General features: G+C 57.0%; 19 protein-coding genes and 1 tRNA gene. 5 read left to right on the forward strand and 15 right to left on the reverse strand.

Features of this window, described 5'->3' with window-relative positions; all coding sequences use genetic code 11:
• The first annotated feature begins 322 nt into the window (after positions 1–322).
• The 3 genes from ACR2TX_RS15675 (at position 323) to ACR2TX_RS15685 (ending at position 2,966) form a co-directional block, all read left to right on the forward strand.
• The gene (locus ACR2TX_RS15675; protein WP_077729850.1) at positions 323–1,714 is read left to right on the forward strand and encodes an NfeD family protein; all 1,392 of its coding nucleotides are present in this window, start codon (positions 323–325) and stop codon (positions 1,712–1,714) included.
• The gene (locus tag ACR2TX_RS15680; RefSeq protein WP_133718278.1) at positions 1,711–2,472 is read left to right on the forward strand and encodes a slipin family protein; all 762 of its coding nucleotides are present in this window, start codon (positions 1,711–1,713) and stop codon (positions 2,470–2,472) included. Before ACR2TX_RS15675 ends, ACR2TX_RS15680 begins: the two co-directional genes overlap by 4 nt.
• A gap of 194 nt (positions 2,473–2,666) precedes the next feature.
• The gene (locus ACR2TX_RS15685; protein WP_077729848.1) at positions 2,667–2,966 is read left to right on the forward strand and encodes a hypothetical protein; all 300 of its coding nucleotides are present in this window, start codon (positions 2,667–2,669) and stop codon (positions 2,964–2,966) included.
• A gap of 105 nt (positions 2,967–3,071) precedes the next feature.
• Here the strand turns inward: ACR2TX_RS15685 and ACR2TX_RS15690 are convergent, their stop codons facing one another.
• The 13 genes from ACR2TX_RS15690 to ACR2TX_RS15750 all read right to left on the reverse strand — a co-directional run bounded on the left by ACR2TX_RS15690 (position 3,072) and on the right by ACR2TX_RS15750 (position 14,993).
• Complete coding sequence (locus ACR2TX_RS15690; RefSeq protein ID WP_205780728.1) at positions 3,072–3,695, reverse strand: urate hydroxylase PuuD; 624 nt, start codon at positions 3,693–3,695, stop codon at positions 3,072–3,074.
• A gap of 209 nt (positions 3,696–3,904) precedes the next feature.
• Positions 3,905–6,016: a putative bifunctional diguanylate cyclase/phosphodiesterase gene (locus ACR2TX_RS15695; RefSeq protein WP_434130047.1), complete on the reverse strand. Its 2,112-nt coding sequence runs from the start codon at positions 6,014–6,016 to the stop codon at positions 3,905–3,907.
• A 283-nt stretch (positions 6,017–6,299) separates the two neighbouring features.
• Positions 6,300–6,376: transfer RNA gene (locus ACR2TX_RS15700), tRNA-Met, on the reverse strand.
• 83 nt (positions 6,377–6,459) lie between these two features.
• Positions 6,460–6,969, reverse strand: a complete 510-nt coding sequence (locus ACR2TX_RS15705; protein ID WP_434132488.1) for a phosphatidylglycerophosphatase A family protein — start codon at positions 6,967–6,969, stop codon at positions 6,460–6,462.
• Positions 6,965–7,927: a thiamine-phosphate kinase gene (gene thiL, locus ACR2TX_RS15710; protein WP_434130049.1), complete on the reverse strand. Its 963-nt coding sequence runs from the start codon at positions 7,925–7,927 to the stop codon at positions 6,965–6,967. The genes ACR2TX_RS15705 and thiL overlap by 5 nt, the downstream gene beginning before the upstream one ends.
• A 36-nt stretch (positions 7,928–7,963) precedes the next feature.
• On the reverse strand, positions 7,964–8,560 hold the full coding sequence (nusB, locus tag ACR2TX_RS15715) for a transcription antitermination factor NusB (RefSeq protein ID WP_077729845.1): 597 nt from the start codon (positions 8,558–8,560) through the stop codon (positions 7,964–7,966).
• Complete coding sequence (gene ribH / locus ACR2TX_RS15720; RefSeq protein ID WP_077729844.1) at positions 8,557–9,036, reverse strand: 6,7-dimethyl-8-ribityllumazine synthase; 480 nt, start codon at positions 9,034–9,036, stop codon at positions 8,557–8,559. Before ribH ends, nusB begins: the two co-directional genes overlap by 4 nt.
• Positions 9,037–9,053: 17 nt before the next feature.
• Positions 9,054–10,157 carry a bifunctional 3,4-dihydroxy-2-butanone-4-phosphate synthase/GTP cyclohydrolase II gene (gene ribBA, locus ACR2TX_RS15725; RefSeq protein ID WP_205780727.1) on the reverse strand — a complete coding sequence of 368 codons (1,104 nt, stop codon included), beginning with the start codon at positions 10,155–10,157 and terminating at the stop codon, positions 9,054–9,056.
• 2 nt (positions 10,158–10,159) lie between these two features.
• Positions 10,160–10,816 carry a riboflavin synthase gene (locus ACR2TX_RS15730; RefSeq protein WP_434130051.1) on the reverse strand — a complete coding sequence of 219 codons (657 nt, stop codon included), beginning with the start codon at positions 10,814–10,816 and terminating at the stop codon, positions 10,160–10,162.
• 29 nt (positions 10,817–10,845) lie between these two features.
• Positions 10,846–11,958 (reverse strand): bifunctional diaminohydroxyphosphoribosylaminopyrimidine deaminase/5-amino-6-(5-phosphoribosylamino)uracil reductase RibD, encoded by a 1,113-nt coding sequence (gene ribD / locus ACR2TX_RS15735; protein WP_434130053.1) that lies wholly within the window; start codon positions 11,956–11,958, stop codon positions 10,846–10,848.
• 4 nt (positions 11,959–11,962) lie between these two features.
• The gene (gene nrdR / locus ACR2TX_RS15740) at positions 11,963–12,472 is read right to left on the reverse strand and encodes a transcriptional regulator NrdR (RefSeq protein ID WP_077729842.1); all 510 of its coding nucleotides are present in this window, start codon (positions 12,470–12,472) and stop codon (positions 11,963–11,965) included.
• Positions 12,473–12,539: 67 nt separating this feature from the next.
• Positions 12,540–13,796, reverse strand: a complete 1,257-nt coding sequence (gene glyA, locus ACR2TX_RS15745; protein WP_434130055.1) for a serine hydroxymethyltransferase — start codon at positions 13,794–13,796, stop codon at positions 12,540–12,542.
• Positions 13,797–13,997: 201 nt separating this feature from the next.
• On the reverse strand, positions 13,998–14,993 hold the full coding sequence (locus ACR2TX_RS15750) for a PspC domain-containing protein (protein WP_434130057.1): 996 nt from the start codon (positions 14,991–14,993) through the stop codon (positions 13,998–14,000).
• Positions 14,994–15,233: 240 nt separating this feature from the next.
• On the opposite strand from ACR2TX_RS15750, the gene ACR2TX_RS15755 reads away from it, so the two are divergent.
• Together ACR2TX_RS15755 and ACR2TX_RS15760 are read left to right on the forward strand one after the other, a co-directional pair.
• The gene (locus ACR2TX_RS15755) at positions 15,234–16,565 is read left to right on the forward strand and encodes a SpoIIE family protein phosphatase (protein WP_168175386.1); all 1,332 of its coding nucleotides are present in this window, start codon (positions 15,234–15,236) and stop codon (positions 16,563–16,565) included.
• Between the two features lie 52 nt (positions 16,566–16,617).
• A complete protein-coding gene (locus tag ACR2TX_RS15760; RefSeq protein ID WP_434130059.1) occupies positions 16,618–17,733 on the forward strand; it encodes a glycerophosphodiester phosphodiesterase in 1,116 nt (371 codons plus the stop codon).
• On the opposite strand, the gene ACR2TX_RS15765 is transcribed toward ACR2TX_RS15760, so the two are convergent.
• Together ACR2TX_RS15765 and ACR2TX_RS15770 are read right to left on the reverse strand one after the other, a co-directional pair.
• On the reverse strand, positions 17,699–17,899 hold the full coding sequence (locus ACR2TX_RS15765) for a hypothetical protein (RefSeq protein ID WP_077729838.1): 201 nt from the start codon (positions 17,897–17,899) through the stop codon (positions 17,699–17,701). The two genes, ACR2TX_RS15760 and ACR2TX_RS15765, sit on opposite strands and share 35 nt — an antisense overlap.
• Before the next feature lie 966 nt (positions 17,900–18,865).
• Positions 18,866–20,083 (reverse strand): toxic anion resistance protein, encoded by a 1,218-nt coding sequence (locus tag ACR2TX_RS15770; protein WP_086135047.1) that lies wholly within the window; start codon positions 20,081–20,083, stop codon positions 18,866–18,868.
• Between the last annotated feature and the right edge of the window lie 117 nt (positions 20,084–20,200).

Consider the following 20,200-nt stretch of genomic DNA (forward strand, 5'->3'; position numbering starts at 1 on the left):
GGCGCGCTTAGAGCCTATTCTGGTAGGTCCCCAAACCCTTCGACAAGCCTGTCCTGAGCACCGTCGAAGGGCCTGTCCTGAACCAAGTCGAAGGGCTCAGGGCGAACGGCCGACCGAGATAGGCTTTCGGCGCGCATCCGGTTTTTGCGTCTGCGTAGTTCCCATACACCTGAAGCGTCGCGCGAGAAGAGATTTGCCGCCCGAGAACCGTTAGCGGTATAAGAGAGTCCGAGAAAGAGAAGAATCAATCGGAACCGGAGGCTTGCCGGCGAGCTCCGCCTCGGAAAGGTCAAACACATTCACCGGGAGTCGCGGAGAACGGATGCTGCGAAATATCATCGTCATCTTTATCGGGTTGTGGCTCACGGCGGAGATCGCGGGTGGAGCCGAGCAGCCGTCCGAACGTCCGGCTCCGCCGCCGAAGGTGGTTGCGCAATTGACGATAGATGGTCCTGTGGGGCCTGCGACCAGCGATTATATCGACCGTGCGCTGAAGGATGCCGAAGCTCGAAATGCGAGCCTGGCAATCATTCGGATGGATACGCCGGGCGGCCTCGACACGGCGATGCGCGACATCATCCGAATGATTCTGGCTTCGCCCTTTCCGATAGTGTCCTACGTCGCCCCAAGCGGAGCCCGGGCGGCCAGCGCAGGGACTTATATTCTTTATGCCAGCCATGTTGCTGCGATGGCACCCGCCACCAATCTGGGCGCCGCGACGCCGGTCGCCATCGGCGCACCGGGAGGAAACGAAGGCAAGCCCGGGCCGAACGATAAGGATGAGCCGAAAGCGCCGCGCGACTCCGGCGACGCCATGTCCAAGAAGATAATCAATGACGCGGTGGCCTATCTGCGCGGTCTTGCTCAGCTTCGGGGCCGAAACGCCGACTGGGCCGAGAAATCGGTGCGCGAAGGGGTCAGTCTTACCGCCGAGGAAGCGCTTAAGATGCACGTCATCGACATCGTCGCGTCCGATGTTCCTACTTTGCTGGCGAAATTGCACGGACGGCAGGTCGACGTGTTGGGCCGCTCCGTAACGCTCGATTTGACCGGGGCCGCCGTGGAAGCGATCGATCCCGATTGGCGCAGCCGTCTTCTCGCCGTCATCACCAATCCCAATGTTGCATACATCCTGATGATGATCGGGGTGTACGGACTCATTCTCGAATTTTACAACCCCGGATCCATCGTACCGGGCACGGTCGGCGTCATTTCCCTCCTGCTGGCGATGTATGCCTTTCAGGTCCTGCCGGTCAATTATGCCGGTCTCGCCCTGATCATCGTCGGCATCGGTCTGATGATCGCCGAAGCGTTCGCGCCGAGTTTCGGGGCGCTCGGGCTAGGCGGCATCGCGGCGTTCATCATCGGCAGCGTAATCCTGATCGACACCGAACGAATGCCCGGCGTCGGCCTCAGTTGGGCCGTGATTGCGGCATTCGCCCTGGCCAGCCTGATGTTCTTCGGCGTTGCGGTAGGCCTGATCTTGCGGTCGCGGCACAAGGCCGTCGTCACCGGGCGCGAAGAGCTGATCGGTGCGGTGGGGACCGCCCTGGAGGACTTCCAGGAATTGGGCAGAATCCATGTCCGAAGCGAAATCTGGACGGCGCGAACCGGGATTGCGGTGCACAAGGGTCAACGCGTTCGCGTAAAAGGAATGGACGGATTAATTCTCAACGTCGCGCCATTAGAAGAACGAAAGGAGCTAGAGCCATGATCACCACCTATTTCGTCGTTTTTCTCGCCGTCATCGTACTGATGTTTCTGTTCGCGGCGATCAAAGTGCTGCGCGAATACGAGCGAGGCGTCATCTTTCTGCTGGGCCGATTCTACAAGGTCAAGGGACCGGGACTGTTCATCGTCATTCCGATCATTCAGCAGATGGTCAAGGTAGATCTCCGGACCATCGTGATGGACGTTCCGACCCAGGATGTGATTTCGCGGGACAATGTTTCGGTCAAGGTGAATGCGATCGTCTTTTTTCGGGTGATCGATCCGGCCAACGCGATCATTCAGGTGGCCAACTATTACGAAGCGACCAGTCAGCTCGCGCAGACAACCTTGCGTTCGGTGCTCGGCCAGCACGAACTGGACGAGATGCTGGCGGAACGCGAGAAATTGAACATCGACATACAGGGCGTCCTCGATCAGCAGACGGATGCCTGGGGCATCAAAGTATCCAATGTGGAGATCAAGCATGTCGACTTGGATGAGAGCATGGTTCGAGCCATTGCGCGACAGGCGGAGGCGGAGCGGGAACGCCGCGCCAAAGTGATACACGCCGAAGGCGAGTTTCAGGCTTCGCAACGCCTGGTCGAAGCGGCTCGGACATTGGCGCAGGCCCCCAGAGCCATCGAACTGCGCTATCTCCAGACCCTGACCGAGGTTGCGGGCGACAGATCTTCAACCATCGTGTTTCCGCTGCCGATGGAAATCGTGAGTGCCTTCAGGAGCAGTCAAAGCACGACATCTTGATCGGTTCATCGTTCTGCCCATGCCATGCGGTAGAACAGGCGCCGGAAAAGGAAGGCGATTACGCCGCGACTTTGTTCTCGCCGCTCTTTCGCGGTGGTACCCACAGGTAGGATAATCCGATTGCGGGCAGCTTTACTGCCCAGGACGCGGCTCGGTCGCGTCGATTCCTACCAGTCAAGCGAGGTTATGCTGATATGCCGCTATTCATTTCCATATTGCTCACCATAGGCATCATTTATTGGTATTACCGGACCGCAGAGCGGTTGGGATTGAAGTCGCTGCACTGGGGTGTCGCGGGAGCCATCGCTTACCAGGTGCCGGCCTGGGCGTGGATGATTTTGGTTTCCAAACCGTACCTGTCCTCACTCAGAGGAGCGGCGAAAACCGGAATGTCGGCGTTCCTGATCGGTCACTCCTGGATTTTGGTGGGCGCATTATGTGCCGTGTTGGTTTACAAGTTCGTCCTGTTGAAAGCCAATGTTCGGGAATCGTAATCGGTCATTTTTCGGTAGCTACCGAGCAACCGATTCTAGGTTCGATACACGGAAAAAGGGATTCCGAGCTTAAACCGGAATCCCTTTTTGATTTCGATGAACCCCCTACGCCAGGTTTTGGGCGGCGACCATGAAGTAAAGCATCGGGATCGAGGACATGGTGTTGAAGCGGCTGGCCAGCATCGCTGTCCGCGCGGCCGTCTTTTTCTCGTCATCCGTGGCTTCGACCAGCCCCAGCGCCTTCTTCTGATTCGGCCAAATGATGTTCCACACGTTGTAGGCCATGATCAGGCCAAGCCACATACCGAGACCGATATAGGTAGCCTGTCCGCCCTTGAAGTAGCCCAACAGCAGGGCCTGGATGACGTAGCCGTTCAGGATCGCCAGGATCAGTCCGGTGACTACGGTCGACAAGGCAGCCCAGCGGAACCAGAACAGAGCGGCCGGTGCGATGACCTTGCCGATCGCTGGCTTTTGTTCGTCCGGGATCTTGGGCATGGACGGGATTTGGACAAAGTTGAAGTACCACAGCAGACCGATCCACATGACGCCCGAAAGCACATGCAGCCAGCGAAACAGAAACGCAAACCAGACTTGCGACATCTGAACGGTGCCGGTGGCGAACGCCAGAGCCACGACCAGCACGGCGCCGAAGATCAGAGCCCTTTCCAGTTTGTCCAATCCGAATTTCGCAAGTGCGTTGATCACCTGAAGCATGACATTTTGCATTGTCGTTTTCCTCTTTTTTGTTAGTGTTGACTAGACCGTGCAAAGTGTGCGCGGGCTCAACAGGGTATTCTTCTCTCGGGCGGCAATCAAATGGAATTCGGCGGCGTGGCCGACATAGGGGGCTACGATATTTGCGACGCGTAACGCCTTCCTCCGCGAACGCTACACCAGGCGAGAAAACGTGTCAGGCGGGCGGCTAGCGTCCCGGCTTATTCGGTCGTAACAGTTTCCGTATCATGGATGCTTTGCCGACATGGCGCACGGCTCAGCAACCAGTCAGTCAACTCATGGGCGGGCATGGCTCGTTGAATGAAATAACCTTGTCCTTCTTCGCAGCGTTGTTCTCTTAGAAAGTGCAAGTGGCGCGCATTTTCGATGCCCTCGGCAATAACCTTGATTCCCAAGCTGTGCGCCATTGAGATGATGGCTTTGGTGATCGTCCTGTCGCTCGCTGAGGTATGAATGTTCTGGATGAACGAGCGATCGATCTTCAGTGCGTCGATCGGCAATCGCTGTAAGTAGCTTAAAGAGGAATAGCCGGTACCGAAGTCGTCGATCGAAATCCGGATGCCTCGGTTTCGGAATGCCTCGAAGATTTGCAGTGTGGCGTCGAGGTTTTCGATCATGATGCTCTCGGTAATTTCCAGTTCCAGGCAGCTCGGGTCGACTTGTGTTTCAGCAATGATGGCATCGAGTAACGGAACAAGATGATCGAGACGATATTGCCGGACGGAAATATTGACGGCCAGGCGTAACGGATACAGCCCCAGTTTGTGCCATTCGCCGAGTTGCCGGCACCCGGCCCGCAAGACCCATTCGCCGACCGGCAGGATCAGATTGGTTTCCTCGAGCAAGGGTATGAACTGATCCGGCGGTACAAGCCCAAACTCGGGGTGGTTCCACCGAATCAGGGCCTCGACTCCGATGACGCTTCCGGTTTGAAGATTGATTTGCGGCTGATAGCTCAGGACGAACTGGTTCTTCTCCAAAGCCAACCGCAGTTGGGTTTCCAGTGTGAGTCGTTCCAGGGCCGCGGCATTCATGCCGGGCGAATAAAATTTGAAGTTGTTGCGTCCCTCGCACTTAGCCGTGTACATGGCGCGGTCGGCATTCTTGACCAATTCTTCCATCTCGGTAGCGTCCGACGGGTAGAACGCGATTCCGATACTAGGCGAAATGAAAACTTGATGACGTTTCAGGTTAATCGGCTTGTTCAGCGCATGGATAATCTTTTGTGCAACAATTTGCGCCTTTTGCGGCTCCGTGATGTTCTCCAGAATGACCGTGAATTCATCGCTTCCCAAGCGCGCCGTCACGTCGCTCTCGCGGACCGACTGTTTGATGCGCGCGGCGACCTGCCGCAGCAATTCGTCGCCGGCGTTATGACCCAGGGAATCGTTGACGGTTTTGAACCGGTCGAGGTCGACGAACAGCAGTGCGAGGCCGGTATTGTTCTGCCTGGTCCGATTGATGGCTTCATTCAGTCGTTTATTGAACAGTTCGCGATTGGGAAGCCCTGTCAGCGTGTCGTAATGAGTGAGATTGCGGAGACGATCTTCGATCTTCTTGCGTTCGGTGATGTCCGAGATGGTCGCGATATAGTTCAACAACCGGCCATTCTCGTCTCGTACGACATTGATGGTGAGCCATTGAGGATAAATGTCCTGATTCTTCCGCTTGTTCCAGATTTCGCCCTTCCATTGTCCGGTCAGATCGATAGCCTCCCACATGCTCCTATAAAATGCCTTGTCGTGTCTGCCTGAGCTCAGAATAGCCGGCGTATTGCCGACGACCTCCTCGGGCGCGTAACCGGTGATCGAGCTGAATGCGGGATTGATCGCAATAATGCGCGTTTCGGAATCGGTGATCAGGACACCCTCGGTGACGTTATGAAACACCATCTCGGCAATTCGATCCCGGTTTTCCGATTCTTTCTGGGCGCGGAGCAAGCGTTCTCGGTCGAGAACCTTTTGAATGACAGACGGCAAAAGATCGAAGAATGCCTCATGCTCGTCCTTTACGACATAATCCGTGGCGCCAAGCCGAAGAGCCTCGACAGCGACATCAAAGGCGTGATCTCTACAAATCACGATGACACCGGGGACGAACGGCAAAGCCAGCATTTCACGAAGGGTGGTCAATCCGCGCTTCCCAGGAACCAATTGATCGAGAATCATGAGGTCGTACTGTTCCCTAGCCAGCCTTTCCAGAGCCTCGTCGCAGCTTGCAGCGATATCGACGCGATGACCAAGTTTCGTTAGCCGTGCCTGTACGAGAGGCGCCAGGGAGGCGTCTTCTCCAAAGTAGAGGAAGTGAGCCATTATGATTTGTTATTGTGCTGGGACTGATGAACGAAGCTTAGTTTATCGCTTATCCCTCAGGACATAACCACAGTTCGGCACACAAAGCGTGCTTGCTCAGAAGAACATCGGATCGTGCGGCTTTATGTCGCGATCCAGGCGGAGCGGGCAAACCCGGTTGGCAACTCGGGCGTTAATCAGACGTTCGGCAGGAGGAAAAGAGACGGCTCGGTTTCTGCGTATCAATGGGATCGCCAGAAACGAAAAAAGCCTACAGATGTTGATCTGTAAGCCCTCAAATTGTTGGTAGCGGGGGCAGGATTTGAACCTACGACCTTCGGGTTATGAGCCCGACGAGCTACCAGACTGCTCCACCCCGCGTCAATTCAGAGTACTATACCGTAAATGCTTCCTCGATGCAATCCAACGTTTACTTTGGGTAACGAAACAGGCTCTTCGGATCTTCAGATTCCGAATCCCGTTCGTAACAATATTAAGCAAATGGCTGCGTAAATACCGGCCAATCCATCATCGAGCATTATGCCGAGTCCGCCGTGAACGCTACGGTCGAGCATGGCGATCGGCCAGGGTTTCCAGATGTCGAAAAGACGAAAGGCCAGGAAGCCGGCGAGCACCCATTCCCAGGAGGCCGGCACGAACATCATGGTGATGAGAAAGCCGGTAATCTCGTCCCACACGATGCCCGGATGATCCTGCACGTTGAGCTGTTGCTCGCACCGCCCGCAGATATAAACGCCGGCGATCAACAAGACGATTACGGTGAGTGCATAAAACGGGGTGCTTAGATTGGCTGCCAGCAAGTAGATCGGAACGGCGACCAGCGTTCCGAAGGTTCCCGGTGCGACCGGCGCAAGACCGGAACCGAAGCCGAATGCCAGGAAGCACGCGGGATTACCGAAAATCTCCGCCGGTTTGATGAGGCGATGGGACCTTGTTTTTATTGTCTGATTAATCACTGGAAAAGTGCTGATATCCGTCTTGGGAAAGCTCGATGGACCTGCCGTCTTTGAAGAGTCTCAGGCCGGTTTGCGGCTCGATTTGGCCAATCAGGGCGAACGGAAAACCGCCTGTCGTTAGGCAGCGCTCCAACTTCTCCCGATTTCCCGGCGGAACGGTGAAACAAAGTTCGTAATCGTCGCCCGCCGATAACGGCATCCGCCAGTCGCCCGTTTCCTCGATATAACGGCGTACCCCGTCCGGTAATGGCAACCGTTCCCAGGCTAGCGTCGCGCCTACGCCGCTAGCTTCCAAGATATGTCCGAGATCGGCGGCAAGTCCGTCGGACACGTCGATACCGCTGTTAGCCAAGCCGCGCAGCTTCAAGCCGATATCGACGCGGGGTTCCGGTCTTTCCAGATGGGCAATGGCCGTTTGGTCTTCGATACCGGTTCGGCCCTGACGCATCTTGAGTCCCAGCCCTGCGGCGCCCAATTCGCCGGTCAAATAAATCAGGTCGCCGGGACGCGCGCCGGAACGTCGAAGAGCGCCGTCTCGCGGCGTGAGGCCAAGGGCCTGGACGGTAATGGTCAAAGGGCCGCGGGTGGTATCTCCACCGATCAATTCGACGCCGTAGCGCTCGGCCAAAGCGAAAAAACCCTTCGCGAAACTTTGCAGCCAAGCGGCGTCGGCATGGGGAAGGGTAAGCGCGAGCACCACCCACTTGGGCTTCGCTCCCATCGCGGCGAGATCGCTGAGATTAACGGCCAGTACCTTGTGGCCTAGGCTTTCCGGATCGACATCGGACAGGAAATGGACTCCTTCCACCAGCGTATCGGCGGTTACAGCCAGATCCTCGCCTTCCTCGACGCGCAGTAAAGCGCAATCGTCGCCGACGCCCAAAACCGTGGATGGATGCTTGACGGCTTGATCGGTGAAAAAACGGCGAATCAGTTCGAATTCACCTAAGGCCATGGCATTGCGCAAAGTAGAAGGGTAGTGCGGCAACTACTAGGTTTTATGCCGCGTTTGTATTTCCGCCGTGCGGTGCTTACGGGCTAAGCGATCCAAGATGCCGTTGATGTACTTATGGCTTTCCGTGGCTCCGAAGTGCTTGGCGAGATCGATGCCTTCGTTGAGCACCACCCGGTACGGTATTTCCAGGCGGAACAGCAGCTCGTAAGCGCTGATCCTGAGGATGGCCCGCTCCACTGGGTCGATTTCGGCGACCGGGCGATCGGCGAATTCGCCCAGCGCCGAATCGATCGTGTGAAGGTGTTCGGGTACGCCATGCAGCAGTTCCTTAAAATAACGGGCGTTGATTTCGGGTGCACAGCAATGCTCGATCAGCTCGTCGAGCGGCGGCCGTTCCGGCTGCTGATCTTCCGTTTCCCGCTGGCGGCAGTATTTCTCGAGCGATTCTTCGAGCAGATTTTGTTCGTGATCGGTCAGGTCGTATCCGCTCTTATATCGTCTGAAAAGGACCTTTGCCTCCTTCAATTCACCCAGGAACTGGGCTTCGATCGCCGACAGATCGGCATCGCTCAACTGCCATTGATAAACGGCCTGTACCGCGCAGCGGCGCGCCATGGTTCGCGCATTACTCATGCCGAGCCTATCTGGTTCAATAAGTTGACCATCTCGACCGCGGATAACGCTGCCTCGGCGCCTTTGTTGCCGGCCTTGGTGCCGGCACGTTCAATGGCCTGTTCTATGGTGTCCACCGTGAGGACGCCGAAGGCGACCGGAATTTCATGCTTGAGCGAGATGCTGCTGATGCCCTTCACGCATTCGCCGGCCACATAGTCGAAATGAGGCGTTGAGCCGCGAATGACAGCGCCGACGGCCACGATGGCATCGTAGCGCTTCGAAGCGGCCGCTTTCTGCACCGCCAGCGGCAGTTCGTAGGCTCCGGGCGTCTTGACCAGATGGATATCCTCTTTTTTCGCGCCGTGCCGCAAAAGGGCATCCACCGCGCCGGCAACCAGATGGTCGACGATGAAGCTGTTGAAGCGTGACGCCACGATGCAGAAGCGGGCGCCCTGGACCAAGAGTTGGCCTTCGTAGGTTTTGATATCGGACATCGATGTTCTCTCTATTCTCAGGAAACGTATTCGACGACTTCCAGCCCGTAGCCGGATAAGCCAAGGTATTTTTTCGGCGCGCCCAATACGCGGAGCTTGTGCACACCCAAATCGGCCAGGATTTGCGCACCCGTTCCGGTGGTGCGCCAATCGTCGGTCTTCGGCTCGTCGACAGCCATTTCGATGCCGTTATCTTCCATCTGATACTGGTGTATGCGTTCGACCAGAAACTTGTCGTCCTCCTCCTTGCGGATAACCACCAACACTCCGCGCCCTTCGTCGGCAATACGTTTCATGGCATTGCGCAGGGGCAGTCCGCTGTCGTTCCGTCTGGCACCGAAAAGATCGCTAAGGAGATTGCGTCCGTGCACCCGGACCAGTATCGGCTCGTCGCCAGCAACTTTTCCCATGGTCAGCGCCAGATGCAGGCGCTTGTCGACTTGATCCTGATAGGCGTGCAAACGGAATTGACCGAATTCCGTCGGAAAATCGCAGGAGCAGATCCGCTCCACGGTCTTTTCGTTCTGAATCCGGTAATGAATCAAATCGGCGATCGTTCCGATCTTGAGTCCATGCTCTTGCGCGAATTTCTCCAAATCGGGGCCACGGGCCATGGAGCCGTCTTCGTTGAGGATCTCCACGATCACCGCGGCGGGCTCGAGCCCTGCCAGCCGAGCGAAGTCGCAGCCGGCCTCGGTGTGTCCGGCGCGATTGAGCACCCCTCCCGGTTGCGCCATCAGCGGAAAAACATGACCCGGCTGCACCAAATCGTCCGGCTTGGCGTCCGGCGCTACAGCACAAAGAATGGTGCGGGCGCGGTCCGCGGCCGAAATCCCGGTGGTGACACCGCTTGCGGCTTCGATGGATACAGTGAAATTCGTGGAATGCGGCGTCTTGTTCTCGTTCACCATCAAGGGCAAGCGCAGCTGCTGGCAGCGTTCGCGGGTCAACGTCAGGCAGATCAGTCCGCGGCCGTAACGCGCCATGAAATTGATGTCCTGGGGACGTGTGTGCACGGCTGCCATGACAAGATCACCCTCGTTTTCGCGGTCCTCGTCATCCATGATGACGACCATTTTGCCGAGGCGGATGTCCTCGATGATTTCTTCGATGCTGTTCATGTTCAGGAGATAAAGCCGGTATTCTTGAGAAGTTCTTCGGTGATGGCCGGCCCGCTTTCGGCGGCGCGATCGCCGAGCAGAAGGCGCTCCAGATAACGGGCCAGGATGTCCACTTCGAGGTTCACCCGCTGCCCCACGCCAGTTTCGCCCAAAGTGGTCTCGGCCAAGGTATGGGGAACGATGTTGATACCGAATCGATTGCCGTTCACTTCGTTCACCGTCAGGCTGATCCCGTCTACGCAAATCGAGCCTTTCTCGGCGATGTATTTCGCCAAACCGGCCGGCGTTTCGATGGTAAACCGCACCGAGCGGGCTTCGGCGCGCTCGTCGACCACCGTGCCCACGCCATCCACATGGCCGCTGACGAGATGCCCTCCGAGGCGGGTGGTAGGGAGCAGGGCGAGTTCCAGATTGACATGGGTTCCGGCTTTGGCTTCACCCAATGTGGTGCGCGACAGGGTTTCGCGCGAGACATCGGCGGCGAAAAACCGGTCTCCGAGTTCGATTGCCGTCAAGCACACGCCGTTGACCGCGATGCTGTCGCCCAATTGGACATCGGCGAAAGGCAGTTCGCCCGTAGCGACCGTCAAGCGGCAATCGCCGCCTTTAGGTTCGATGCGGGTTATTGTTCCGATTGCTTGGATAATGCCGGTGAACATAAAGAGCTCGTTGGTGATTCAAAAAAACGCTACTGCCTGAGCAAGGTCAGCCTGAGGTCGCGCCCGACCTGCCGCACGTCGCCAATCGTCAGCTCGAACCGCTCGGCCATCCGGGTCAAATCCGGCAAGTGGAATAGTCCGCGCGCCTTATCGCCCAAAACCACCGGCGCGAGATATATCACCCATTCGTCGACCAGGTTTTCCCGGAGCAAGGCGCCGTTCAGAGTCGGGCCGGCCTCCACCAGAACTTCGTTGAATTGATGGTGTCCGAGCCAGTCGACGACCGCCGTCAAGTCCAGTCGCCCGTCAAGCGTTGCGGGCAGGGTTTCGATGTCGAAGCTGTCCGATAAGGTCTGAGTTCGTTCCTCGTCCGACACGGTCGTCAAGACCACCGCGCGGTTCCCCCCGCCGGCGAGATGCATGTTCGCGGCCATGCGCAGCCGGGAATCGAGGACGACACGGACCGGCTGCAAAATCTCTCCCGCCGTTTCCGGCAAGCGTGCCGTCAGTTCCGGGTCGTCCTGCAGCGCCGTGCCGATTCCGGTCACGATGGCGGAGCTTCTGGCCCGCAAACGGTGTGCGTCGCGGCGAGCGTCATCGCCGGTAATCCATTTGCTTTCGCCGGAGGGCAGGGCGGTGCGGCCGTCCAGGCTCATGGCCAGTTTGCTGCGGATATAAGGCCGGCCGGTTTTCATGCGCTTGCAGAAACCGGGATTCAGTGCCGCCGCCGCGTTTTCCAAAAGCCCACAGGCGACGTCCACGCCGGTGTCTCTGAGTGTTTTCAGACCCTCGCCCGCAACCCGTGGATTCGGATCTTTCATGGCAGCGACCACGCGGGCAATCCCGGCCGAAATCAGAGCGTCCGTACAAGGCGGCGTTTTGCCGTGATGGCAGCACGGCTCCAGGCTGACGTAGGCAGTCGCGCCGTGCGCCCGAGCGCCGCTTTGCCGGAGCGCCTCGACTTCGGCGTGAGGGCCTCCCGCTTGTCGATGCCAGCCCTCGCCGACGATTTGGCCGTCTTTGACGATGACGCAACCGACGCGCGGATTGGGATCGGTCGTGTATAAACCCCGCTCGGCTAGATGCAGCGCACGAGACATGAATTCCGCATCTTCGCGGGCAAAAACCGTAGATAGCTCCATCGGGCTATGGCTCCGAATCGTCGCCGAACAAGTCCGGCTGATCCTTCTTTTCATCCGGATTCGGCTGTTTCTCGAGACGATCGATGACCTCGCGAAACTCGTTCACGTCCTCGAAGCTGCGGTACACCGAGGCAAACCGAACATAAGCGACATGGTCAAGCCCGCTGAGTTCTTGCATCACGCTTTCGCCGATCAATCGCGATGAGACTTCGCGCTCGCCGCGGGCCAATAGCTTCTTTTTGATGCGATTGATGGCCGCCTCAATCCGGTCGCTCCCCACCGGTCGCTTTTCGAGGGAGCGAAGAATGCCGGCGCGAAGTTTTTCTTCGCGGAACGGTTCACGGCTGCCGTTGGCCTTGATCACCCGAGGCATATTCAGCTCCGCAGTTTCGTAGGTCGTGAAGCGTTCCCTGCATTCGGTGCATTCGCGGCGCCGACGTACCTGATCGCCTTCCTGTGACAAGCGAGAGTCGATTACTCGGGTGTCTTGAGCACCGCAAAATGGACAGCGCATTATTGTTTTTTTGAAAGCGGAACGGCGCAGCCCGGTAAGAAATCCGCGTCGCTCCGAGAAAAAACGCTCAATCCGCGTAGACGGGATATCTGCGGCAAAGCTGGAGCACGTCCTCTTTTACTCGCTCGATGACCGATTCGTTCTGCGGCTCGTCGAGTACGTTGCACATCCATCCGGCCAGCGTTTCGCAATCGAGCTTGGTGAAACCGCGGGTGGTGACAGCCGGAGTGCCGACGCGAATGCCGCTGGTGACGAACGGCGACTGGGGATCGTTCGGAACGGCATTCTTGTTTACGGTAATGTTGGCTCGTCCCAATGTTTCGTCCGCCAGTTTGCCGGTAAGTCCCTTCTCGATTAGGTCCACAAGGAACAAATGGTTGTCGGTGCCGCCGGAGACGATTTTGTACCCGCGGTCGATGAAGCGTTGCGCCATGGCGCGCGCATTTTCGACGACGTTCGCCTGGTATTGCTTGAATTCCGGCTGTGCGGCTTCCTTCAAGGCGACGGCTTTCGCCGCGATCACATGCATCAAAGGTCCGCCTTGAATGCCGGGGAAAACCAGTGAGTTCAGTTTCTTTTCGATATCCGGATTGGATTTCGCCAGAATCAAGCCGCCGCGCGGGCCGCGCAGGGTCTTGTGGGTGGTTGTCGTGGTGACGTCGGCGATTTGTACCGGGCTCGGGTAGACACCGGCCGCGACCAGTCCCGCGACATGCGCCATGTCCACGACCAGAAAGGCGCCGACCGAATCGGCGATGTCGCGGAAGCGCTGCCAGTCGACAACGCGCGAGTAGGCCGAGAAACCGGCAACGATCATCTTCGGCCGGTGCTCCTTGGCCAGGGTTTCGACCTGTTCATAATCGATATGGCCGGTCGCCGGATTGAGACCGTACTGGATGGCGTTGTAAATCTTGCCGGAGAAATTGACCTTGGCGCCGTGGGTCAGGTGGCCGCCGTGGGCCAAGCTCATGCCGAGTATGGTGTCGCCGGGTTCGAGCAGGGCCATATAGACCGCCGCATTGGCCTGCGAGCCGGAGTGAGGCTGGACGTTGGCGAAATCGGCACCGAAAAGTTCCTTTGCGCGTTCGATAGCCAGACTCTCGACGATATCCACATACTCGCAGCCGCCGTAGTACCGTTTGCCGGGATAACCCTCGGCATACTTATTGGTGAGCACGGTGCCTTGTGCTTGCAACACACGGGGACTGGCGTAGTTTTCGGAAGCAATCAGCTCGATATGGTCTTCTTGTCTTCTTTCTTCTTTTTCAATGGCAGACCACAGTTCGTCGTCGAATCCCGCGATTTCCATACCCTTGCTAAACATAAAAGCGAACCTACAGGCTGGTTAGATGAATGGCATATTGTAACGCAACGGCCACGGGGACAAACTCGCTTTGTCATACAAAAAATTATTCGACGATGGATCACCTCGAGTTGGCGGCATGGCAGCAGTAATTCGGTACTGGCGGGGCCGGCGTGGGCCATACACACCTTTGGTTCCGGAGCGTTTTGGCCGCTGCTGCATTCAATCCGGCAGCCGGAAGGATTTCTCGGCGAATTTTTCCTTGAGGAATCGTCCGTGCACCAGCAACCCTTGGGCGTCCTTTTCAAACAGGCTTTTCGCAAGATCGTGCAGGGCGCGATCAAGCAAGTTCAGTTGGTCGTTGAGCGATTCCTCGGCGGTCTTGCCGCTGCTCAACTGTTGCGAGCGCGCCAAGGCCGGCGGAAGTTGCAGATATTGGTTGACGGTATCCGGCAGATAATCGAAAGCGATCTTGCGCACCTCGAAAGGCGTCAAATCGAACACATCGCCGCCGCTATCGGTCCTATCCATGAGGAACGCCAGTTTTTCTTCGATTTGTTGCAGCGTGCGCAAGGTGCTTTCACTCGCACGTTCGCGCAGTATTTCTCTGAGAGGTGCGAGCCGTTCCTTCCATAACCTTACGTGCGGCGAAATCATGTCGGCATCGCCCACGGTGAGGTGTATCTCCTGATCGATCAATTCGTTCGAGGCGCGTTGAAGCTCATCCTTCAGTTCCGCCAGTTCCATGTGTGCGCGTTTGAAAGGAGGCAGGTTTACGGGGAAGGGCAGCATTTGTTTCAGGATGGCCGGAAAACGCAGCAACGCCTGCTCCCTTAGCGAATCGATCGTTCTCGGCGCAAGACCGGTATGTTCGAAATAGGGCGCGATGATCTTGATTACGTCGAAGGTTTCCTGAACCTCGTCGGCGATTGGCGCCGGCAACCGGCGATGGGCCTTGCGGACCAGTTTCTCGACCCGTCTGAGTTCCCGTGACAGACGCCAGGACACGTCCGGCATCGGCGCCTCGGTTCCGGCCGGCAACAGTGCCCAAAGCGCCAGATAAATCCACATCGTCAGGCTGAACGAAAAGAACACGGATAGGACGAAGAGAAAACGCACCAGCGTGACGTCTACGCCTAAATAATCCGCGATCCCTGCGCATACGCCGCCCAGCCTGCGCCGCTGACGGTTGCGTTGGAGTTTGGGTCTGGAACTCATTTTTCGGAGCGGTTGGAACGGATTTGCTGTATCCGGATAGCCAGTGTTCGGCATGGGTCTAGATTCTAAACGAGAAGTTGACACTTCGAACGAAAAAGGTCGGGAAAGTTTCGAAATCCGAAACGCCGCGGTCGGAAAAGCCGTACGGATTAAGCCGGCGCATTCAGCACAATGGCACATCCCGATTCCGGTAAGATAGCGGGTAACGAGTTGGAACGCCGAAGTGCGGAAATCCTAGCAATGAACGATTTAGAAACAGGACAGAACCCGATTGGCCTCACCGAATCGATTTCCGAGATGGCGAGCGTCGACTGGGAAAACTTGGTGGATCACAGAACCTGCGTTCAGCAGAACGAGCCTCTGGCTCGCGTCCAGGAGAAGTTCCGGCAGGCTGACGTCAGCTTCATGGCCGTCCTCGACAGGAAACGCGTGATCGGCCTGTGCGCGCGCCACGAAATCGGCATGTGTCTCGGCTCTCAATACGGGTTCTCGCTGTTCGGAACGGCGCCGGTCCGCGATCATCTGGTCGCACAGCCTTTGTTGATCAACATCAACCAGCTTTGGGCGGACGTGCTTCAGCGCGTGTTTTCGCGGACCGGCGAAAGCTTCAATCAGGACGTGCTGTTGGTCGACGATAGATGCACGTTCCTGGGGCTTATTTCGGTGCAAACCTTGGTCCGCCTCCAGACCCGGCTGTTGATGCAAAGCATCGTGCAATTGGAGCAAAAGCAGGCCGAAATCAGCCGACGCAATCAGCAGTTGACGGAAGACTTGCGCATGGCCCGCGAGGTACAGCTGGCCATGTTGCCGCGGACGGTGCCGACCATTCCTCCCGAGGTCGCGCCGGACTCAAGTGTCGTACGCATTTTCAGCCACTATGCCCCCCTCGGTCTGGTAAGCGGCGATTTTTTCGAGGTTTTTCCGATCGCCGACGATGCTATCGCCATTCTGATCGCTGATGTTATGGGGCACGGTGTGCAGGCAGCCTTGGTGATGGCGATGATGGGGGCGTTGATACAGAATCATCGCGAGGCGGCCAGCGATCCGGGCAGGTTACTGACGTCGCTGAACCGAAGTCTTTGCGAGATTTTGAAGTGCAGCAATCTGTCGACGTTTGTCTCGGCTTTTTCGTTGGTGATCGATATCGGAGGCGGCCAGCTCCGATACGCCAATGCCGGACATCCTTGCCCCATCCACCTACGTCGGGGATCCGGACGCGCAGTGCACCTGGATTGCGCGCAATCGAGCAATGGCGGCGTACTCGGCGTGAGACCCGACGTGACTTATCGTACCGGTAGCGCCGAATTGAAGGCGCGGGATGCCGTGCTGCTCTTCACCGACGGACTGTTCGAAATCCGGGGGGAGGACGACGACATCCTCGGCCAGGAGCGTTTGCTGGAGTTAGCGGCAGCGACCATGAGCCAATCGGGCGAGGTACTGGTTCAGGAACTGCTCAACGGTGTTCGTGGCCCGTCTCTCCATGGGGAGTTCGAAGACGATGTATGTTTGTTGGCTGTCGAAATCGGCGATATCGCGTTCGAAAAATCCCGTTTTCAAGTGTGCATGGAATAGGCAGAATCTCCGAACCAATGGGTTTGGATTTAGCGTCTGCTGCATTCTGATCATGACCGGTTGTACGCCTCACTCAAGCTTTCCGACCTTAAGCGGAGCACCGCCCGTCGTCATCGCCCACCGTGGCGCTAGCGGCTATTTGCCGGAACATACGCTTGCCGCGTATGAGCTCGCGATCGAGCAAGGCGCGGACTTTATCGAGCCCGATCTGGTGTCCACCAAGGATGGGATGTTGATCGTGCGTCACGAGCTAAACATCAGCGAAACCACCGATGTTGCCGAGCATCCCGAGTTCGCCGCCCGCCGCACTTCCAAGATCATCGACGGGATACATGCGGAGGGCTGGTTTGCCGACGATTTCACGCTTGCCGAAATTAAGACATTGCGCGCGAGGCAACGTCTTCCGTTCCGCCCGCAGCAGTTCAACGACCGATTCGAAATCCCGACCTTCCAGGAAGTGGTTGAATTGGCAAAACGAGCAAGTGAACGGAGCGGACGGGTCATCGGCATTTATCCGGAAACCAAGCACCCCACTCACCATCGATCGGTCGGCCTGCCGCTGGAGGAGAAACTGGTCGAGATGCTGGAGCGATACGGACTGAACGGAAGAGCGGCTCCTGTAGTGATCCAGTCCTTCGAGACGGACAATTTGAAAGCCTTGAGGAAGATGACGGAGGTCCGGCTCGTGCAGCTCATCGATGGGGATGGTGTTGCGCCGGGTGGCGGCCCGATACCCGGCAAGCCGTACGATTTCACCGCAGGCGGCGATCCCCGTACCTATGCGGACCTTTTGACTCCGGAGGGGCTAATGGAAATCAAAACCTATGCCGACGGAATCGGACCATGGAAACGTTATTTGATCGGTCTTGCCGATCCCGGCGAAGTCGGCGCGTCGGAGAATGATTACGGTGAGAAATTGGGGTACCCGACCGCTGTCGTTCGGGATGCGCACAGTGTCGGCCTGTTCGTTCACGCCTGGACGTTTCGCGACGAGTCTCGCTATCTGGCAAGCGACTATGGCGGCGATCCGCTGAAGGAGTACCACCAGTTTTATAGCTTAGGCGTCGATGGCGTATTTTCGGAGTTTCCCAACACGGCAGTCGCCGCGCGTGCAGGCAAGAAAAACAAAGGGATCAAGTCCCGCGATAGATTTCAAAATGGCCGTTGATCAGATGACTGACGAATTCGGTCCATGTCATCTGTTGATTGGGTTCGGCATTCGGCATCCAAGCGTTGGGATCGTATTGTATCGCTACCGTGTTTGCCGCCGGATCCAAGCCGACGATCTGGAAACGGTTACCGGAAAGATGGTCGTGTCCGACATGTTTGTTCATAGGGTAGGTCTCCTATTTGAGTCATCGCAGAAGATAAGTGGATAAGTGAAGTCATCGACGTTCGATGAGCCAGGGCGGCTAAGGAGATTCCGTATTCTAGCTTAAGAGTGGCAGTTTGTAGGTGTTTTGCCCCTTGAAGGTGATTCTAGCGCGCATGTGACCGATTTTTTCTACAGTTTGGGAATCTTCCGAGGTCGAACGGCGCGCTACCGGATCTTGCGGGACACCAAAGAACCCGTTGCGTCATTAGTTTGTCAAATAGAAACGATAGCCTCGTGTTAGGAAAAGACAACAGGAAGAACTTATATGCAGAACGGGTGTATCAAAGTCATTGGGCGTCGGCGCGTTTATCCGGTCCGAAAGGGATGGAATGAGCCGTTAGAAGCCCACCGGCGGGACGCGAACGGGAGTGAAAACGAGTGCCAGAAACAGGAGACACCGAGCACTCAAACTATTCCGACGCAGCCGAGCCGAATGGAAAGGGATTGACAGTTCGAATACGAACGAGCAGAAGGTGAAACGGTCTGTCGGGGATGATGCTTTATTGCTCCGCGCCATTCCCCCTCGCATGACCATCCGATGCCGCCTCGTTGGCTAGTCGGTCGGAATTGTCGATAACGCGAAGCTTACGACATTGCGACCGACGAGCGGCCGGCGTCGTGATGCATCTGGCGCAGTTCTTCGTATTGTGTTTAGGGGCATCATGCCACCTCAGCGGAACTGGCGCCGGCCAACGAACCTGTTACGAGCTTTCACGGATACTTCGAAGAATCAATCATCTAGGCCAAGATATCGGTTGACTCAACAGGGTTCCCTAGCCTCGATAATGCAATTGGCTAACGGAGTTCCTAACAGGCTTTGGAGTCCGAGTCTCTCGCCTACCGCACCTCGTTCTGGATTCGCCGTGTTCTGCCGGAGCAGAATCTGGTTGTAAAAGCGAGATGCTCTTCCGCTGTCGGGCTCGCTTTAGAGCCGAATCTCGTCCGATTCGTCCAATTCGAATTCTTTGATGACCTCGGCTTGCTGTTCGCTCCGAACCCGGTCGAGATAGGTCTTGGCTTTATCGACTTCGTGCGTTAGAAGCTTGACGGTCTCCTTCATATTGCCGAGCGCCTGAGTCTTGTATGTCGCTATCGCATCCATGGTCTCGTAGATATTCTCGAACGCCTGTTTCAGCTGATCCAGGGATACCGCCGAACTGGCGGCTTGTTCGTGAGTACGGGCCGCTTGCTGTTTCAGGAGGCGCGACGTGGAGGCGATGAGATTGCCGGTGGTGGTGTTCAAGGCTGAAATCTGATCCAGCACCAGCTTTTGATCGGTCAGCGCTTGCGCCACGATGACCGCGGTTCGCAGTGCCGATATGGTCGTCGACGTGGCTCGGTCGACGCCTTTGATCAGCTCCAGGTTGTTCTTGCGAATCATGTCCATCGATAAATAACCCTGGATCGTCACCGCCATCTGGGTCAGCAGATCCTGGACTTTCTGGCGCGTATAAAAAAGCATCTCCTCGCGGACGACGCGCGCTTTCTCGGGATCTTGCGCCTCGATTTCCGGTAGGCGGCGTTCAATGGCCTCGTCAAGTTTTTTCCCCACATAGATGTATTGCTCGAGCCTTTGCATGACTTCCCAGGCATGAATTTTTTCCTGCTCCAAAGCGGCATTGTCTTTGCGGAGCTCGTCCTGGCCATTGTAGAGCGCCTGGATGATGGCGTTCAGATGCGTTTGCGCGGATTGATAGCTTTCGAAGTAATTTTTGAGCTTGTTGCCGAGCGGAATGATTCCGAGGAGTTTCCGCGGGGCCAGGAGGTCGCCCTGACGCGAAGGGTCGAGCTGCTCCACGGTCGCGCGCAGTTCCTGAAGCGATTTCGAGATGCTCGAAGACTCGTCATACACTCCGGATTTCATGGCCCGTACCGGGCGTTCCAGAAGCCGGTTCGAAACCGTTGCCGCGGCCCTGATCTCGCGATTGCCCATGTTGTGTACGCCGGATAGCCGTTCCCGGAATTCGGCGTCGTTCACATCGGCGGCTAGGACGGTGTGCAGGAATTCCGTAATTTTCTCGTCCAATTTGGAAATGGTTTCCTGATCCAGTTTAACCATGCTGGTCGCCTGTTCCTCGTCGATTTCGGGGACCGGCTGGGGCGGAGTCAAGGTCAGAGTGTCGTTCGAAGTGGCTTCGGCCATGGTTTTCTCCGGATGAAAATACGGTAAAAAGTAGTCAGTAAAAGGCGAATTCGCATCCCAATCGCAAACGGTCGCTTTAGTCGCGATCCTTTCAATCGCAAACGATCGGTTCGGGAG

The sequence above is a fragment of the Methylocaldum sp. GT1BB genome (assembly GCF_051027545.1).
Lineage (GTDB): Bacteria > Pseudomonadota > Gammaproteobacteria > Methylococcales > Methylococcaceae > Methylocaldum.

Bases quoted from the DNA above. Each gene is read 5' to 3' on its own strand.
- nrdR (WP_077729842.1), bottom strand. From the start codon at position 12,472: ATGCGCTGTCCATTTTGCGGTGCTCAAGACACCCGAGTAATCGACTCT.
- ACR2TX_RS15750 (WP_434130057.1), bottom strand. From the start codon at position 14,993: ATGAGTTCCAGACCCAAACTCCAACGCAACCGTCAGCGGCGCAGGCTG.
- ACR2TX_RS15680 (WP_133718278.1), top strand. From the start codon at position 1,711: ATGATCACCACCTATTTCGTCGTTTTTCTCGCCGTCATCGTACTGATG.
- ACR2TX_RS15730 (WP_434130051.1), bottom strand. From the start codon at position 10,816: ATGTTCACCGGCATTATCCAAGCAATCGGAACAATAACCCGCATCGAA.
- thiL (WP_434130049.1), bottom strand. From the start codon at position 7,927: ATGGCCTTAGGTGAATTCGAACTGATTCGCCGTTTTTTCACCGATCAA.
- nusB (WP_077729845.1), bottom strand. From the start codon at position 8,560: ATGAGTAATGCGCGAACCATGGCGCGCCGCTGCGCGGTACAGGCCGTT.
- ACR2TX_RS15760 (WP_434130059.1), top strand. From the start codon at position 16,618: ATGACCGGTTGTACGCCTCACTCAAGCTTTCCGACCTTAAGCGGAGCA.
- ACR2TX_RS15770 (WP_086135047.1), bottom strand. From the start codon at position 20,083: ATGGCCGAAGCCACTTCGAACGACACTCTGACCTTGACTCCGCCCCAG.
- ribD (WP_434130053.1), bottom strand. From the start codon at position 11,958: ATGGAGCTATCTACGGTTTTTGCCCGCGAAGATGCGGAATTCATGTCT.
- glyA (WP_434130055.1), bottom strand. From the start codon at position 13,796: ATGTTTAGCAAGGGTATGGAAATCGCGGGATTCGACGACGAACTGTGG.
- ACR2TX_RS15755 (WP_168175386.1), top strand. From the start codon at position 15,234: ATGAACGATTTAGAAACAGGACAGAACCCGATTGGCCTCACCGAATCG.
- ribBA (WP_205780727.1), bottom strand. From the start codon at position 10,157: ATGAACAGCATCGAAGAAATCATCGAGGACATCCGCCTCGGCAAAATG.
- ACR2TX_RS15695 (WP_434130047.1), bottom strand. From the start codon at position 6,016: ATGGCTCACTTCCTCTACTTTGGAGAAGACGCCTCCCTGGCGCCTCTC.
- ACR2TX_RS15675 (WP_077729850.1), top strand. From the start codon at position 323: ATGCTGCGAAATATCATCGTCATCTTTATCGGGTTGTGGCTCACGGCG.
- ACR2TX_RS15690 (WP_205780728.1), bottom strand. From the start codon at position 3,695: ATGCAAAATGTCATGCTTCAGGTGATCAACGCACTTGCGAAATTCGGA.
- ACR2TX_RS15685 (WP_077729848.1), top strand. From the start codon at position 2,667: ATGCCGCTATTCATTTCCATATTGCTCACCATAGGCATCATTTATTGG.
- ACR2TX_RS15765 (WP_077729838.1), bottom strand. From the start codon at position 17,899: ATGAACAAACATGTCGGACACGACCATCTTTCCGGTAACCGTTTCCAG.
- ribH (WP_077729844.1), bottom strand. From the start codon at position 9,036: ATGTCCGATATCAAAACCTACGAAGGCCAACTCTTGGTCCAGGGCGCC.